The organism is Paraburkholderia sp. GAS206C (genome assembly GCF_050435645.1).
Lineage (GTDB): Bacteria > Pseudomonadota > Gammaproteobacteria > Burkholderiales > Burkholderiaceae > Paraburkholderia > Paraburkholderia phenazinium_B.
In genome coordinates this window covers 597,096-613,208 of sequence record NZ_JBNDKR010000001.1, presented here as the reverse complement: position 1 = coordinate 613,208, position 16,113 = coordinate 597,096, and the positions used below count along the sequence as shown (strand labels likewise).

Annotated in this window: 14 protein-coding genes and 1 pseudogene; 11 read left to right on the top strand and 4 right to left on the bottom strand. The window is 60.3% G+C overall.

The window, feature by feature from the left end:
• Window positions 1–17: 17 nt before the first annotated feature.
• A complete protein-coding gene (gene shiA, locus P3T20_RS02850; RefSeq protein WP_074269129.1) occupies window positions 18–1,334 on the bottom strand; it encodes a shikimate transporter in 1,317 nt (438 codons plus the stop codon).
• 427 nt (window positions 1,335–1,761) lie between these two features.
• Here shiA and P3T20_RS02845 point away from each other — a divergent pair, with 427 nt between their 5' ends.
• The 6 genes from P3T20_RS02845 (at window position 1,762) to P3T20_RS02820 (ending at window position 7,624) form a co-directional block, all read left to right on the top strand.
• On the top strand, window positions 1,762–2,022 hold the full coding sequence (locus P3T20_RS02845; protein WP_074269128.1) for a hypothetical protein: 261 nt from the start codon (window positions 1,762–1,764) through the stop codon (window positions 2,020–2,022).
• Complete coding sequence (locus P3T20_RS02840) at window positions 2,000–2,719, top strand: GntR family transcriptional regulator (protein WP_074269127.1); 720 nt, start codon at window positions 2,000–2,002, stop codon at window positions 2,717–2,719. The genes P3T20_RS02845 and P3T20_RS02840 overlap by 23 nt, the downstream gene beginning before the upstream one ends.
• A gap of 279 nt (window positions 2,720–2,998) precedes the next feature.
• Window positions 2,999–4,762 carry a thiamine pyrophosphate-binding protein gene (locus tag P3T20_RS02835; protein ID WP_074269126.1) on the top strand — a complete coding sequence of 588 codons (1,764 nt, stop codon included), beginning with the start codon at window positions 2,999–3,001 and terminating at the stop codon, window positions 4,760–4,762.
• Window positions 4,763–4,789: 27 nt separating this feature from the next.
• Window positions 4,790–6,037 (top strand): formyl-CoA transferase, encoded by a 1,248-nt coding sequence (gene frc, locus P3T20_RS02830; RefSeq protein WP_074269125.1) that lies wholly within the window; start codon window positions 4,790–4,792, stop codon window positions 6,035–6,037.
• A gap of 14 nt (window positions 6,038–6,051) precedes the next feature.
• A complete protein-coding gene (locus tag P3T20_RS02825) occupies window positions 6,052–6,867 on the top strand; it encodes a fumarylacetoacetate hydrolase family protein (protein WP_074269124.1) in 816 nt (271 codons plus the stop codon).
• Window positions 6,868–6,904: 37 nt separating this feature from the next.
• The gene (locus tag P3T20_RS02820; RefSeq protein ID WP_074269123.1) at window positions 6,905–7,624 is read left to right on the top strand and encodes an NAD(P)(+) transhydrogenase (Re/Si-specific) subunit beta; all 720 of its coding nucleotides are present in this window, start codon (window positions 6,905–6,907) and stop codon (window positions 7,622–7,624) included.
• A gap of 67 nt (window positions 7,625–7,691) precedes the next feature.
• Here P3T20_RS02820 and P3T20_RS02815 read toward each other — a convergent pair whose 3' ends face one another.
• Together P3T20_RS02815 and P3T20_RS02810 are read right to left on the bottom strand one after the other, a co-directional pair.
• Window positions 7,692–8,006, bottom strand: a complete 315-nt coding sequence (locus tag P3T20_RS02815; RefSeq protein WP_074269122.1) for a hypothetical protein — start codon at window positions 8,004–8,006, stop codon at window positions 7,692–7,694.
• Window positions 8,007–8,102: 96 nt separating this feature from the next.
• Window positions 8,103–9,044 (bottom strand): LysR family transcriptional regulator, encoded by a 942-nt coding sequence (locus P3T20_RS02810; protein ID WP_074269121.1) that lies wholly within the window; start codon window positions 9,042–9,044, stop codon window positions 8,103–8,105.
• A 357-nt stretch (window positions 9,045–9,401) separates the two neighbouring features.
• Between P3T20_RS02810 and oxlT the strand changes: the two genes are divergently transcribed.
• Window positions 9,402–10,730 (top strand): oxalate/formate MFS antiporter, encoded by a 1,329-nt coding sequence (gene oxlT, locus P3T20_RS02805; protein ID WP_074269120.1) that lies wholly within the window; start codon window positions 9,402–9,404, stop codon window positions 10,728–10,730.
• Between the two features lie 48 nt (window positions 10,731–10,778).
• Entirely contained in the window at window positions 10,779–12,230 is a 1,452-nt protein-coding gene (locus P3T20_RS02800) for an aldehyde dehydrogenase family protein (protein WP_074269119.1), read from the top strand.
• A 96-nt stretch (window positions 12,231–12,326) separates the two neighbouring features.
• On the opposite strand, the gene P3T20_RS02795 is transcribed toward P3T20_RS02800, so the two are convergent.
• On the bottom strand, window positions 12,327–13,304 hold the full coding sequence (locus P3T20_RS02795; protein ID WP_074269118.1) for a 2-dehydropantoate 2-reductase: 978 nt from the start codon (window positions 13,302–13,304) through the stop codon (window positions 12,327–12,329).
• A gap of 460 nt (window positions 13,305–13,764) precedes the next feature.
• Here P3T20_RS02795 and P3T20_RS02790 point away from each other — a divergent pair.
• The 3 genes and pseudogenes from P3T20_RS02790 to P3T20_RS02780 form a co-directional block, all read left to right on the top strand.
• Window positions 13,765–14,439 (top strand): annotated as a pseudogene (locus P3T20_RS02790) (sugar transferase); the annotation flags it as partial.
• A 19-nt stretch (window positions 14,440–14,458) separates the two neighbouring features.
• On the top strand, window positions 14,459–15,640 hold the full coding sequence (locus P3T20_RS02785; RefSeq protein ID WP_429285985.1) for a polysaccharide biosynthesis/export family protein: 1,182 nt from the start codon (window positions 14,459–14,461) through the stop codon (window positions 15,638–15,640).
• On the top strand, window positions 15,637–16,113 hold the full coding sequence (locus tag P3T20_RS02780; RefSeq protein WP_429285984.1) for a low molecular weight protein-tyrosine-phosphatase: 477 nt from the start codon (window positions 15,637–15,639) through the stop codon (window positions 16,111–16,113). Before P3T20_RS02785 ends, P3T20_RS02780 begins: the two co-directional genes overlap by 4 nt.

Here is a 16,113-nt window from a genome sequence, read left to right as displayed (position 1 = left end):
TTTACTGCATCGTCGTTTTAAACAGTACGGCCGGTTTTCATCCGCGCCGCGACCAGCAGCGAGATCAGGCAACCGACGCCGAGATACGCCGCCACCGGATGCCAGGATCCGCCCGCGAGACTCACGAGGCCCACGGCGATAAACGGCGTGAACCCGCCGCCCACGACGCTCGCCACCTGATAACCGACGCCGGCGCCGCTGTAACGGTACTCGGTGCCGAACAGTTCGGTGAACATGGGCTGCTGCACGCTAACGATCATGTCGTGTGCAACGTTGGCGAGCATCACCGCGAAGATCACGATCCATATCGTTGCGCGCGCATCGAGTGCGAGGAAGAACGGCACGGCACTCAGCATGCCGACCAGCGCGCCGACCATATAGACGCGGCGGCGGCCGAAGCGGTCGGCGGCGATTGCGAAGCAGGGAATCGTAAAGCAGCTCAGCGCACCCACCAGCAGGCCGATATTCAGGAAGAACGTGCGCGGCATGCCGAGATTTGCGGTCGAATAGTTCAGCGCGAAGGCGGTCACGATGTACATCGTGAACAGTTCGGCAAGACGCAGCGCAATGATCAGCAGAAACGCCTTCGGATGCGTGAGCAACGCTTGGACGATCGGCAGACGCGCACGCTTCGCGCCTTTTTCGACCACCTTCTCGACGAACTCCTTCGACTCTTCCATGTTCGAGCGGATCCACAGCGCGATCAACACCAGCAGCACGCTGAACAGGAACGGCAGACGCCAGCCCCAGGCGAGGAAGGTGGCGTTGTCCATCGAATGGCTGATGATCGACACGAGGCCAGTGGAGAGCACGAGGCCGACGCCATAGCCGACCTGCACGCCGCTGCTGTAGAACGCCTTCTTTTTCTCAGGCGCGCTTTCGACGGCCATCAGCGCTGCGCCGCCCCATTCGCCGCCAACCGCGAAACCCTGGATGGCACGCAGCGTCACCAACAAAACCGGCGCCCACCAGCCTATGCTGAGAAACGACGGCAGCAGGCCGATTGCGGCAGTGGAGAGGCCCATCATCATGACGGTCAGCACCAGCATGCGTTTGCGGCCGAGACGGTCGCCGTAATGGCCGAAGATAAAGCCGCCGAGCGGCCGGAACAGGAAGCCGACGCCGAAGGTGGCGAAGGCCGCGAGTGTACCCATCGCCGGGCTGACGTGCGGAAAGAACTCGGTATTGAAGACGAGCGCGGCGACGATGCCGTACAGCAGGAAGTCGTACCAATCGACCACCGCGCCGATAAAGCTGCCCAGCGCGGCCCGGCGGGCGCGGCTGACGTTAGTGGCGGCGTCGCGTGGGGCCGCTGTCGATACTGCCGTGGTCATGAAGTGTCTCCTACCTGATATCGGAAGTGCAGGGGTGATCGGGAGGTGGCCAGGCTCTGTGACCAGGTACCGTTTGGTCCGCTGCAGGATTTCCGAAGCATAGAGAGACAGCACCTCTTCGACAATCGGCGTTTGAGGCATATTGCGCGATTGGCGGCCGAGTATGCGCGCATAGCGCGCGTTTTCCGCGTTAACACCAAGAGGGCGAGGAGGGCGGCCGGCGCATCCAGCCGTGTAGTGAGTCCATGCTTACCGCGCAAGCTGCGCGCTATTTGCGCGCGAATACGCCATTCAGCGACGGCCATGGTACCTTGATGTTACAGTAGCAGCGCATAATTGATTGATATACTACATACGGAATATTGATATTTGCGGCATTGCAGCATATGATTGAGTGATCTGCTCATTCAATCGTCTGGAGTTGCAAATGGATGTGGTGTCTTTGGCCTTGCTGGCCGTTGCTGTGGTTGGTTTGGGTTCGGCTGCCACCGTGCTGCTGACTCGCTGGATTCCGCAACCGGTTGCCGTACTCGCGTCGCAACATGGCCGCTTTGCGGGACTTGGCGAACAGGACAGCCCGGCCACACCCGCGCCGCCCTCGGGTGTTCGTGCCAGGACAAATGCGGGCGCCCACGCGGCTGCTCATGTTCAACAAGAGGCGATGAATGTCGTCAGAACTTCAAACTGAAGCAGTGGCCACTCCTTTGACACTGTCATTGCAGCCGATCGGCGTGAGCGCAAGCTTGCGCGATCAGGCCTATGCGATGCTGCGCCAGGCCATTGCCGACGCTGACATCTACCAGTCGCGCGACGAGATCCGTCTTGACGAACGCGTGCTGAGCGAATCGCTAGGCGTCAGCCGCACGCCGGTACGCGAAGCGATGACGCTGCTCGAACAGGAAGGCTTTCTGCGCATGGTGCCGCGGCGCGGCATCTATATTGTGCGCAAGAGCAAGCGCGAAATCGTCGAGATGATCCAGATGTGGGCGGCCCTTGAAAGCATGGCAGCGCGGCTCGCCACGCTGCATGCCACAGACGAGGAAATCGCCACGCTGCGCCACATGTTCGACAATTTCAAGGACACGACGCCGGCGGAGCATATTGCCGAATACTCGGACGCGAACATTGCCTTCCACCAGGCAATTGTCGAGTTGTCGAAGTCGCAGATCATCCTCGATACGATCAAGAACATCTTCATCCATGTGCGGGCTATCCGTCGCATGACGATTTCGCAGAGCGACCGCGCGTCGCGTTCTATCGTCGATCATCTGCGTATCATCGAGGCGCTCGAGAAGCGCGATACCGAGTTAGCTGAGCGACTTGCGCGGCAGCACTCGCTCGATCTCGCTGCATTTGTCGAAGCGAATTGCGACTTTCTGGATTGAGCGGTTAATGGCTGGTGTTTGCCCGCGCTCGCTTCGCCGCGCTTTGCTTCGTCTCGTCTCTATCTCTCCCGTCTGACCTTCAGCCTTCCTCAGTATTTTCCCTTGCCCCGGAACGGTGAATAGCCCGCTTTTTGCGGCGAAAGCCGCTCCAGGTAAGCCTCCCGCGCTCGAATCTCACGTCAATCATCAGGTCGAAATTGGTCTTGCCTGAACGTGATATATCACATACCGTATTGAACAGGCCGCTGACGCTTACGAAGTGCCGACAAGGAGACGACCATGTCTGCAGTTGCTTCATCCCTCAGTACCGCTAAGGGCAGCACGACGGCCGATGACACGCTCAAGCAGAAGACCCGCGACGCCGGTGTCGTCTCGGGCGGCCATCTGGTCGCCAAGGCGCTGAAGAACGAAGGGGTCGACACGATCTTCACGCTATGCGGCGGCCACATCATCGATATCTACGATGGTTGTGTCGACGAGGGAATTCGCATCATCGACGTGCGTCACGAACAGGTTGCGGCGCACGCCGCCGATGGTTATGCGCGGCAGACCGGCAAGCTCGGATGCGTGGTGACGACCGCAGGGCCGGGCTGCATGAATGCGGTGACCGGCATCGCTACGGCGTTCCGTTCGGAGAGCCCGGTCCTCCATATCGGCGGCCAGGGTGCGCTCTCGCAGCACAAGATGGGTTCGCTGCAGGATCTGCCCCACGTCGACATCATGGCGCCGATTACTAAGTTTTCCGCCAGCGTGCCGAGCACGGAGCGGGTCGCGGACATGGTTTCGATGGCTGTGCGCGAATGCTTCAATGGCGCGCCGGGTCCCGCGTACCTGGAAATTCCCCGCGACGTGCTCGACCGCGAAGTCGAGCTGACGCGCGCCGTAGTGCCGCTGCCGGGCCATTACCGGGCGTCGACGAAGTCGATCGGCGACCCGCGCGACATCGAGAAACTGGCTGACATTCTCGTCAATTCCGAGCGTCCCGCGATCCTTTACGGTCAGCAGGTGTGGACCGCGCGCGGCCACAAAGAGGCGGTGGCGCTGTTGCGCGGACTCGATATTCCGGGCTACTTCAACGGCGCCAGTCGTGGCCTGCTGCCGCCGGGCGATCCGCATCACTTCGATCGAACGCGCTCGCAGGCTTTTGCAAACGCAGATGTGCTGATCGTCGTTGGGACTCCTTTTGATTTCCGCATGGGCTATGGCAAACGCATCAGCAAAGAGTTGACGCTGGTGCAGATCGATATGGACTACCGCACAGTGGGCAAGAACCGCGATATCGATCTCGGTCTCGTCGGGGATCCAGGCGCGATTCTCGCCGCAGTGTTGCAGGCGGCAAGCGGTCGTCTTAAAGACGACAAGCGCCAGGCGCGCCGTAAATGGATGGCGCAACTGCAGGACGCCGAAGTCACCGCGACGGAAAAGCTGATGCCGCTTTTCAGGTCCGCCAACACGCCCATTCATCCCTATCGCGTCGCTTACGAACTCAACGAATTTCTCGCGGATGACACGGTTTATATCGGCGACGGCGGCGATGTTGTCACCATCTCGGCGCAAGCAGTGCGCCCGCGCCGTCCGGGGCAATGGATGGATCCTGGCGCACTCGGCTCGCTCGGTGTCGGCACGGGCTTCGCACTGGCCGCGAAGCTCGCTCATCCACACAAGGAAGTGCTCTGCTACTACGGCGACGGTTCGTTTGGCATGACCGCGTTCGATATGGAAACGGCCAATCGCTTTGGCGCGCCGTACCTCGCCGTGATCGGCAATAACTCTGCGATGAACCAGATCCGTTACGGCCAGCTTGCGAAGTACGGCGAGGAGCGCGGCAACGTCGGCAATCTGCTGGGGGACGTGCCGTTCAGCAAGTTTGCCGAAATGCTGGGTGGCTACGGCGAAGAAGTGCGCGATCCGGCGGCTATCGCAGGGGCGTTGCAACGCGCGCGTGAGGCGATTCATCGCACCGGACGCTCGGCGGTGGTGAACATCTGGGTCGATCCGCGCGAGTACGCGCCGGGTACGAAGAACCAGACCATGTACAAGTAAAAACGACGGAAATATTGGAGATACGACATGGGTAAAGCACTCGACGGTGTGCGCATCCTCGATTTCACACACGTGCAATCGGGCCCGACCTGCACGCAACTGCTCGCCTGGTTCGGCGCGGATGTGATCAAGGTGGAGCGGGCCGGTGCCGGCGATATCACGCGCGAGCAGTTGCGCGATGTTCCGGAGGCGGACAGCCTCTACTTCACGATGCTCAATCACAACAAGCGCTCGGTCACGATCGATACGAAGAACCCCGAAGGCAAGTTGGTGCTCGAAGCGCTGATCCAGAAATGCGACGTGCTGGTCGAGAACTTCGCCCCGGGCGCGCTCGACCGGATGGGCTTCACCTGGGAGCGCGTCCAGGAACTCAACCCGCGCATGATCGTGGCGTCCGTGAAGGGCTTCGGCCCCGGACCCTATGAGGACTGCAAGGTCTACGAAAACGTCGCGCAGTGCGCGGGCGGCGCGGCGTCGACCACAGGGTTCGACGACGGCCCGCCGGTCGTGACCGGTGCGCAGATCGGCGATAGCGGCACGGGTCTCCATCTCGCGCTTGGCATCGTCACTGCGCTATACCAGCGCACGCAGACGGGACGTGGCCAGAAGGTGCTTGCCGCCATGCAGGACGGCGTGCTGAACCTGTGCCGCGTGAAGTTGCGCGACCAGCAGCGGCTCGATCGCACCGGTGTGATGAAGGAATACCCGCAGTATCCGAACGGCACGTTCGGCGAAGCGGTGCCGCGTGCCGGTAATGCATCGGGTGGCGGCCAGCCTGGCTGGATCCTGAAGTGCAAGGGCTGGGAGTCGGACCCGAACGCCTATATCTACTTCATCGCGCAGGCGCCCGTTTGGGCGAAGATCTGCAATGTGATCGGCAAGGAAGAGTGGACCACGGATCCCGACTACGCGACGCCTGCCGCACGCTTGCCGCGGCTGAAGGAAATCTTCGCGGAGATCGAGCGCTGGACCATGACCCGGACCAAGTTCGAGGCCATGCAGATTCTCAACGAATACGATATCCCGTGCGGCCCGATCCTCTCCATGAAGGAGCTTGCGGAAGAACCTTCGTTGCGCAAGACCGGCACGATCGTTGAAGTGGATCACCCAGTGCGTGGCAAATATCTGACGGTTGGCAATCCTATCAAACTGTCCGATAGTCCGACGGATGTAACGCGTTCGCCGTTACTGGGCGAACACACCGACGAGGTGATGGCCGAACTCGGCTATTCGCCTGAACAGATCGGCGCTTTGCGCGCGGCTGGTGCGATCTGAACGAGGAGCAGGCTGTGGATACGTGGATGCGCTTTATGTCGGGCGACGGCGAGATTGTGTTCGGCCGAGTCGAAGGTGGTTACCTGCACGAGTATCAAAGTCTGGATCGGCGTGTGCCTACCGGCGAGGTGTTGTCGACGCGGGCGTTGACGCCGCTTGCACCCTGCGCGCCAGGAAAGATCGTCGCGCTATGGAACAACTATCACGCGCTCGCGGCGAAACTCGATAAACCGGTACCCGCGCATCCGCTGTTTTTGCTGAAGTCTGCGAGTTCGGTGGTCGGCGCCGGCCATGCAATACGGCGGCCGGTGAGCTACGCGGGCAAGATCGTCTACGAGGGAGAACTCGGCATCGTGATCGGACGTCGTTGCCGTGACTCGAGTCTCGAGGAGGCCGAGGCGGCGATCCTGGGCTACACGATCGTCAATGACGTGACAGCAGCCGACCTGCTCGGCGAGAACCCGCATTTTCCGCAGTGGTGCCGCGCAAAGGGCTTCGATACGTTTTGCTGCATCGGACCGGCCATCGTCTCCGGTTTCGACTGGCGGGCGGGTAGCGTGGTAACGACGCTTGATGGTGTGGAGCGGCAGAACTATCCGTTGGCCGACATGGTGTTCTCTCCTGCTGAGCAGGTGAGTCTGATCTCGCAGGATCTCACGCTGGAACCTGGCGACGTGATCGCTTGCGGCACCTCGCTTGGCGTGGGTTCGATCAAGGACGGCGCAACCGTGGCGGTGACGATTGCGGGCATCGGCACATTGAGCAATACGTTAGTCGGGACGCAGGACGCCGCTGCCGCCATGGTAGCGGGCGCAGCGAACGCCGCCTGAAAGCGGTCGCAGCACAGCACGCATGAGGGGGAAGCGAATGCCGGATTTACTTACCCGCAGGCCGCACTTCGCTGCAGTGCTTGGCACCGCAACGGGGCTCGCGGCGATGGCAGGAGGATTCGCACGCTATCTCTGCGCGACGTCCTGCGAAAACCTCATGCGCATCGTGTTGTACATCGCTGTGTTTGCCGGAGCATTAATCTTTGCCGGATCGGCGGTTTTGTGGCTGGCCTTGCGCGGCAGGTTCGCCGCACGCATGGCGGTGCATCCGGGCGGCGGCGTGGTCAATCTGACGGCACTCCTGCTCTCGGTGTGGATGGGTTATGGCTTCGTCACCGAGCACGCGCCGACGTTCGGCGTCGCCGTGTTGCTGGCGGAGAGTCTGCTCGCGGCCGCTTTGGGCGCGCATCTGATGGTGAGCGGCGGCGTCGGATCTGGCCGTTACGGGCTTGACGGCCGTTTCGATGAGCGCTCGCCGGTGCGTTGTGGGGTCGTGCAGCGTCGCATCGCGCTCGCAGTAACGGACGGTTTCGAATGGCCCGACGAGCAGATGCCGGCTCTTCTGGACGATGATTTCGCGCGGAAGTGGTCGCTGGTGGATGGAATACGCAATGTGCCTGGCCCCAGGCGTTTCGATGCCCGCCGGCCGGGACGCCGCGCCCGTGACGTTCTCGCGTGGAGTGCTCGGGGCAAGTGTCGCCGGCGTTGTTGCTACCGGGAAGGAGATCGCGCGATCCGTGCGACATCTCGAGAGTAGTGGCATGGCCGGCCGCAAAGCCGGCCGCCAGGATGTGTGAATGCGCCGCGGGAAGGTAGTCGAAGCATTAGAAGCTGCTGTCGCCGAACGGTGCGAACTGGCAGTAGTACTGGGTCTTCTTGCGCAGAATCAGTTGGGCAAGGAACTCAGCGTCGTAAGCCTTGTGAAGATGGGCGTGGTGCCGGTTGATATAAGCGGTGATACGTGCCACTTCACTTTCGAATTCATGAAGCGCATCGAGCGTGTCGCGGTCCCAGCGGAACCTCAGGCCAAGGTCGCTGAAGGCAGCGTTGTAGGCGCTCAGATGTGCATCATCGGGACTGTCCGGGGCAACGCGGGCGGTACGCGTGCTGGCATGCGATACGAACGAAGCGTGACTCATGATCGGACTCCTATGCAAATGAGTGTGGTGATTCGACTCAAGCATAGGAGCGACGGTGGATTCGCAATAGTTAAAGTTTTATTGGAAGTCCATAGCCTATTGTTTATGCACGCTCAATTCCTTCACGCGCGTGATCGTCTCGATGAGTGCGGCGCCTTCCTCCATCAGGAAGCGTTTGAAAGCGACGGCAACGGGCGGCAGGCGCTTGTTGCGCCGATGCACGACGTACCAGTTGAGCATGACCGGAAAGGTCTCGACGTCGAGCACCACGAGGTGGCCCACCTGCAGTTCGAGGCTGATCGTGTGTGCGGACAGGAAGGCAATGCCCATGCCGGCAATCACGGCTTGCTTGATGGTCTCGGTGCTCTTGATCTCCATGGCGATCTTGAGGTTGGTGAGACGGCCGGCAAAACCTTCTTCCATGGAATTCCACGTATCCGAACCGCGCTCGCGAACGATAAACGCTTCGTTCGCCAACTGACTCAACTTGATGTTGCGCTTGTGGGCGAGCGGATGGTTCGGCGCAGCGACGATCACGTACGGGTGCGGCGCAAACGGTTCGTTGGTGGCGTCCATCTCATGCGGCGGACGCACCATGATCGCGAGGTCGGTCTGATTAGTGGACAGTTGATGCAGCAATTCCTCGCGGTTATGCACTGCCAGATTGAGCACGACGCCGGCGTAGCGGCGCGTGAATTCGGCGAGCAACCGTGGGAAGAAGTAGTCGCCCGCGCTGATGACCGCGACATTCAGCTTGCCCCCCGAGACGCCCTTCAACTGGCTCATCGCTTCATCCACTTCGTGAAACTGCTGGATGATCGCGCGGCTGTAATGGAGCATCTCAGTACCGGCAGGCGTCAGGTAGATCTTCTTGCCGAGCTGCTCGAAGAGCGGCAGCCCCGCATGCTCTTCAAGTTGACGCACCTGAGTGGAGACCGCGGGTTGAGTCAGATGCAGTTCTTCCGCCGCGCGCGAAAAGCTCAGATGACGTGCGACCGTTTCGAAGACCTTCAATTGCCGGAGTGTCGCATTTCTCATCGTCGTGGCCGATGTATAAGCGAATATGAATCGACATACTAACAAACTTTAATTATCCGTAATTCAGTGATGACCCTAGCATGAATTTATAAAGCAGAGTGGAGAAGAGTGGCTATCGGGTTAACGCTTGCAGAAAGGCGCTGCAGGGTGAGGCACGTCACCGTGTGCGCGTAATCGATCCGATTTAACCAGGGAATAATCCGGACTTCCGCGCATTGCGATTTAAATGACGGAAATGGGTGATGCAAATAAGAAAATATGCCCGATTGCAACGTTTCGGGTCGCAACTATAAGGTGGGGTGCACACAGCACGGCGAAGTGGCCGGCTGCCCTGAATAGATAGCGGAGACAAGGCGCATGGACGATCTTACTCAGCAAAAGCCGGCCCCTGCCGTTGGCGCGAACCGGTGGTGCCAGCTCGTGATTGGCATGCTGTGCATGGCCCTGGTTGCGAACCTGCAATACGCATGGACGCTCTTCGTGACGCCAATGAGCGTGCGTCACCACTGGGGGGACGCCTCCATCCAGCTCGCGTTTTCGATCTTCATTCTGACTGAAACGTGGCTCGTGCCCATCGAGGGCTGGCTGGTCGACAGGTTCGGCCCTCGACCGGTGGTCGCGGGCGGTGCGGTGTGCGCCGGGCTCGCATGGGTGATCGACTCGTATGCGACGACGCTGCCGCATCTTTATGTGGCCGCGGTAATTGGCGGAATTGGCGCGGGCTGTGTGTACGGTACGTGCGTCGGCAATGCGCTGAAGTGGTTTCCGGATCGGCGCGGCCTCGCAGCCGGGCTCACTGCAGCGGGCTTCGGTGCAGGTGCTGCCGTGACCGTGATTCCCATTGCCAACATGATTGTGCGCTCGGGCTACGAGCAGGCCTTCTTCTTTTTCGGCATTCTGCAAGGTGTCTGCATACTCGGTCTCGCGATGCTGTTGAAGAAGCCCGACACGCGCCAGGTACGCGCACCGAGCAAGAAATTCCTCGTTACCAAGGTCGACTACACACCGGGACAAATGATCAAGACACCCCTGTTCTGGGTGATCTACATTTCGTTTGTCGCCGTCGCGGCCGGTGGCTTGATGGCCACCGCGCAACTTGGTCCGATCGCGAAGGACTGGGGGCTCGCGCGCATTCCGATGAGCTTCTTCGGTATGACCTTGCCGCTGCTGACAGTGACGCTGTCGATCGACAATATTTGCAACGGCTTTACGCGGCCACTCTGCGGCTTCATCTCCGACAAGATTGGCCGCGAAAACGCCATGTTCCTGATCTTCAGCGGCGAAGGACTGGCGTTGCTCGGACTCATGCAATACGGCAGCAATCCGTATGCGTTCATCACTTTCGCAGCCCTTATCTTTTTGTTTTGGGGCGAAATCTTTTCGATCTTCCCGGCAATCTGTGCCGACACCTTCGGCAGTAAATATGCGGCGGCCAACGCAGGCACGTTGTACACAGCGAAGGGTACGGCTTCATTGCTCGTGCCGCTCGCCTCGATCCTGTCCACAACCGGTGGCTGGAATCTGGTGTTCATCGTGTCGGCCGTCGTGACGATCGCGGCAGCCATCTGCGCAAAGTTCATTCTCGCGCCGATGCGCTCGCGCTGGATCGGCTTGCACAACGCGCCTGCCGCTGCCGCCAATGGTCCGTCACGGCTCACGCACTGGCCGGAGCAGACAGGTGAATAACGGCACCGCGCAAATTAATGTAATACCCCAAAAGCAAGGAGTACCACGATGGACACCCAACTCGATCTCAAGCGATACGATCTCCTGATCGACGGTAAGCGTGTACCGCCGAGTAGCGGTGAATACTCGGTCGACATCAATCCTGCTACGGAAGAGCCCATTGCTTACGTGGCGCAAGGCAGCGTCTCCGATGTCGATACAGCGGTGCGTGCGGCGAGGGCCGCACTGAAGGTGTGGAATGCGCTTCGGTCGGCCGAACGTAGCCGGATCTTGAACCGCTTTGCGGATTTGTTGCGGGCTAACCAGGAAGAAATCGCAGCGCTTGAAAGTCTCGATGCAGGCAAGCCGATCTCGGCCGTGCAACGCCAGGATTTACCGGCCGCCATCGACACGCTCGCTTACTACGCCGGCTGGTGCGACAAGATCACCGGTCAGGTGGTACCTGTGCGGCCGGATGCACTGACCTACACGATTCGCGAGCCAGTCGGCGTGGTCGCGGCCATTGTGCCGTGGAATTTCCCGCTGATGATCGGCATGTGGAAAATCGCCCCTGCGCTAGCGTGCGGCTGCACGCTGATTGTCAAGCCGGCCGAGATTACGCCGCTCACCGCCTTGCGTGTGGGCGAACTCGCGCTCGAAGCCGGCGTGCCGCCCGGCGTGCTGAATATCGTCACGGGCAAGGGGAGTGTGGTTGGTAATGCACTGGTGGCCCATCCGGGTGTCGACAAGGTGACGTTCACCGGCTCACCCTCTGTAGGGCGTGGCATCCTGCAGGGCGCCGCCAGCAACTTCAAGCGGGTGACGCTCGAGCTGGGCGGCAAATCGGCCAACGTGATCTTCGCGGATGCGAACCTCGACAACGCGGTGCGTGCGGCGGCATCCGGGATTTTCTTTAACACCGGTCAGGTGTGTTCGGCCGGCTCGCGTATTCTGGCGCATCGCGATGTTTATGACGAAGTGGTCGAGCGGCTTGCGGCGCGCGCGAAATCGATGAAGATCGGCGACCCCACGGCGCGCGAAACTTCAATGGGGCCGCTTATCTCTGCCGCGCAAATGAAGACCGTGCTCGGGTACGTGGAGATAGGCCAGGAAGAGGGGGCAAAGCTCGTGACGGGTGGTAAGCGCGTTGGCGAGCGGGGCTTCTTTGTCGAACCCACTGTGTTTGCCAACGTCGAGCACGAGATGCGTATCTCGCAGGAGGAGATTTTTGGGCCGGTGGCGAGCGTGATCCGGTTTGACGACGAAGAAGACGCGTTACGGATTGCTAACGGTACGCTATACAGTCTCGCTGCAGGCGTGTGGAGTGCCGATATTGGCCGGGTGCATCGGGTCGCGCATGGACTCAAGGCCGGGACCGTGTGGATCAACACCTATGGGTATACCGATGTGCGCTTGCCGTGGGGTGGGGCGGGTGATTCGGGTTTCGGCCGGGAACATGGGGACGTGGCGATCGAAAACTTTACGGAACCCAAGGCTGTCTGGCTTGCGATCGATCAATAGTGTTTCAGGGCCGGTTGCGGAATCGAGCCTGCCAGACTCGATTCCGCACTCCTTAATGGCACTCCTTCTTTAAGCATCGGTGATGCGGAGTACGATTTATGCACCCTGCAACGCCATGCGTTCGCGCAACTTCACCAGCGCAAGTACCACGTCGATAGTCGGAGTGGCCTCGCCGACGAGGCGTCCCATTTCCTGCACGACGGTGAGCAGCGGATCGATTTCCATCGGCCGGCGGTTTTCCAGATCGACCAGCGTCGAGGTTTTATGTGCGCCCACTGCGCCGGCGCCATCGATCCGCTTTTCGACGTCGACGCGAAAGTGCACGCCGAACTGATCGGCGATGCGCTTTGCCTCGAGCATCATGGTGCGTGACACGGCACGCGTACCAGGGTCGCTGGTGAGCACGTCAAGTGTTGCGTGAGTGAGCGCGCTGATTGGGTTGAAGCAAAGATTGCCCCACAGCTTGAGCCAGATTTCATCGCGGATGTTATCGCGGATCGGCGCGTCGAAGCCCGCCGCCTGCATGATCTCGTGAAGCTGCTGGATGCGCGGCGTGCGCTCGCCGCTCGGCTCGCCGATGGGAAATTTCTTGCCATACACGTGCTTGATCAGCCCCGGCTCGACGATCTCAGCGGCGGGGTATAGCACGCAACCAACGGCGCGTTCGGGGCCGAGCCGCGTCCATTGCGTACCGTCCGGGTCGATGCTGGACAGGCGTGTGCCGGCGAACTTGCCGCCGTGCTGATAGAAGTACCAGTAGGGGATGCCGTTGACGCCCGTCACGATGGCCGTGTGCTTGCCGAGCAGCGGTTGCATCGATTCGACCACGCCCGGCAGCGAGTGCGCCTTGAGCGTCACGATCACGAAGTCTTGTACGCCGAGCTCACGGGGATCGGACGTGCACTTGACGGGCGCGCTGAACTCCTCGCCATCCATGAGCAAACGCGCGCCGTGTTCGCGCATCGCGGCCAGATGTGGGCCGCGCGCAATGAAGCTCACGTCCGCTCCAGCACGTGCCAACTGAACACCCATCAGCCCGCCGATCGCTCCCGCTCCGAAGATGCAGATTTTCATGTTTTCGTCCCAGTGGTAGTGAAAAGCCGCTTGCCCTCAGCACGACACGCCCGCAGAGAGTCACGGTTCAAGAATAGGGGGTGGCTACGATTAATGATAGTTAAAGTTTATGCGCTGATCCATTCGCTATGGGTTATGCGTCAAATTGACTCCGACCTCGCCCCCCGTACATCGATTAGCCAGACTCGTTGAGGACTTATCTCAATCTCATTGAGAAATGTCTTATATGCCCATCTGTCTGTGGCGGGCACAATTGCGCCCTCTCGACGAACGAAGATTGGGCGCTCGAGTTCTCGCTGACTGGCGCGGCATAGAGAGACGTAGTTCGACTCCATAAGTGCCATATTAAATTAGTCATCCTGATTTAGTGACGAGTAACGCTTTGTTGCGAGCGTACAGAAACTCTGTTTTTTAAGCGATTGTGTCTCAGGAGTGTCAAGTGCCGGAAAGTGCAGGACGAGCAACCACGAATCATGGCAGACGGTACGGCCAGACCCGGCCTGGCAGCGGTGCGGCAAGGCGGCGGGTAAGAACGCTGATCAAGCGCACCTTCGATATTGCGGCTGCGTCGTGCTTGCTCGTCGTGTTGTCTCCTGCGCTGTTGGTAGTGTCATGGCTGGTGAGGCTTGACGGTGGAAAGGCCATGTTCGGACACACTCGCGTAGGGCAGCACGGTCAGGCATTCAAATGTCTGAAGTTCCGCTCGATGGTGGTGAATGCCGATGCGGTGCTGAAGGATCTTCTGGATCGGGATCCACGGGCACGCATGGAATGGGAGCTTGAATTCAAGCTTAGGGACGATATCCGGATCACGCGCATTGGTCGTTTTCTGCGTCGCACGAGTCTGGACGAGCTGCCGCAACTATTGAACGTGGTGCGAGGCGAGATGAGCCTTGTCGGCCCGCGCCCGGTAGTGGAAGAAGAACTGGTCCGCTACGGCGACGACGTGCGCTATTACCTGATGGCCAGGCCCGGCATGACCGGTCTCTGGCAGGTCAGCGGCAGGAATGACACGGACTACGCCACGCGCGTGTCGCTCGACGTGTCGTATGTGAAGAGCTGGTCGCTTCGTCGCGACCTGGGAATCCTGATCAGGACGGTCAAGGTGGTCGTCACCGGGAGCGGTGCGTATTAAGCGCAAATTTGAGGTCGATATGGGTGTGTTGAGGGTAGTCCGCAATGGCGGTCCGCTATCGCGTGGACGTGTCTCCGGAATTCGGAAGTGGGTGGCGTTGGCACCTTTGTGCGCGACCCTGTGCGCGTGCGCGGTTGCACCCGGCATGCGCATGCAGGAACCGGCACGTATTCCGGCGGAGAGTGGCGATGCTCAGACCACGGAATCCCAATTGCCCGTTCCGGTCACGGATATCTCTATTGCACTGGTCAGGAAATTGCGGGAAGAAGCACGCAGCCTGGATTCGTCTGTCGTCGTGGACCTTCCTGTCGCGGCACACACCGCGTACGTCGTCGGGCCCGGTGACGTTCTGCAAATCATCGTTTGGGATCATCCCGAGCTGGCGGCTGCACTTGGGGCTCAACCTGCCACCGCAGCGCGTCCATCCGATGCTCCCGCAGGATTCGTTATCGATCAGGATGGGACGCTGCAGTTTCCCTACGTCGGTCGGCTGCATGTAGGCGGCTTACGGCCTGAGGAGATCCAGACACAGCTGGTGAACGCGCTTGGCAGTACGTTTCGCAATCCTCAGGTTACGGTGCGCGTCGCTTCGTTTCGATCTGGGCAGGTATACATCGAGGGCGAGATCCACACTCCCGGGTCTCAACCAGTCAACGATATTCCGATGACGCTGTATGACGCGATCAGCCGCGCGGGCGGCTTTATCGATAGTGCAGATCAGAGCCGCGTCATTCTCGTGCGCGACGGCGTCTCGAAGCAGATCAACCTGGCTGACGGTGCAGGACAGGTAGGTAATCCTGCTCAAATCGTCCTGAGGGGCGGTGACCTCGTTCATGTTTTGTCTCGCGAAGACAGCGGGGCGTTTGTGATGGGCGAAGTCAACAAACCCGTTACTGCGCTTCCGAAGAGAAACGGCAAGCTAACGCTTAGTGATGCGCTGTCGCAGGCGGGTAGTTTGAATGCGACAACTGCCGATGCCGCGCAACTCTACGTGATTCGCGGATCGCTCGAGTCGAAGCCGCAGGTGTTTCATCTCGACGCCAGCTCGCCAGTAGCGATGGTGCTGGCGAACCAGTTCGAATTGCAGCCTAAGGACATCGTCTATGTCGACGGTAACGGCCTCGTGCGCTTTAGCCGGGTGCTCAGTTTGTTGCTGCCGGCCATCAACGCCGGTTTGACGGCCGCAGTGGTGGCGAAGTGATCGGGACGATTCTCGTCGTCTGCGAGGGCAACGTATGCCGTAGCCCGATGGCCGAAGCATTGCTCGGCGCGGCACTGCCTGACGTGAAAGTTGCGTCCTGCGGAGTCAACGCGCTGACCGGCAAGCCTGCAACGGCCATTGCCCAGGAGGTCATGCGCGAGCGTGGCGTTGACATCGGAGAACATCGGGCTCGGCAGATCAGTAGAAGCCTGTGTGTGGAAGCCGATCTGATCCTGGTTATGGACCGGGATCAACGCAGATTTCTGGAAGAGCGCTACTCGTTTGCACGCGGCAAGGTCTTTCGCCTTGGCGAGCATGACGATTTCGACATTCACGATCCCTACCGCCAGCCACGCTTCGTTTTTGAGCGTTGCGCGCGGCTGATCGAGGCGGGCAGTGCTCGCTGGCTGACGCGCCTCCAGCTTGTTCGAGCGCGCGAATCGCTGAGTGCGGCCGAACCCGCCCGTACATGA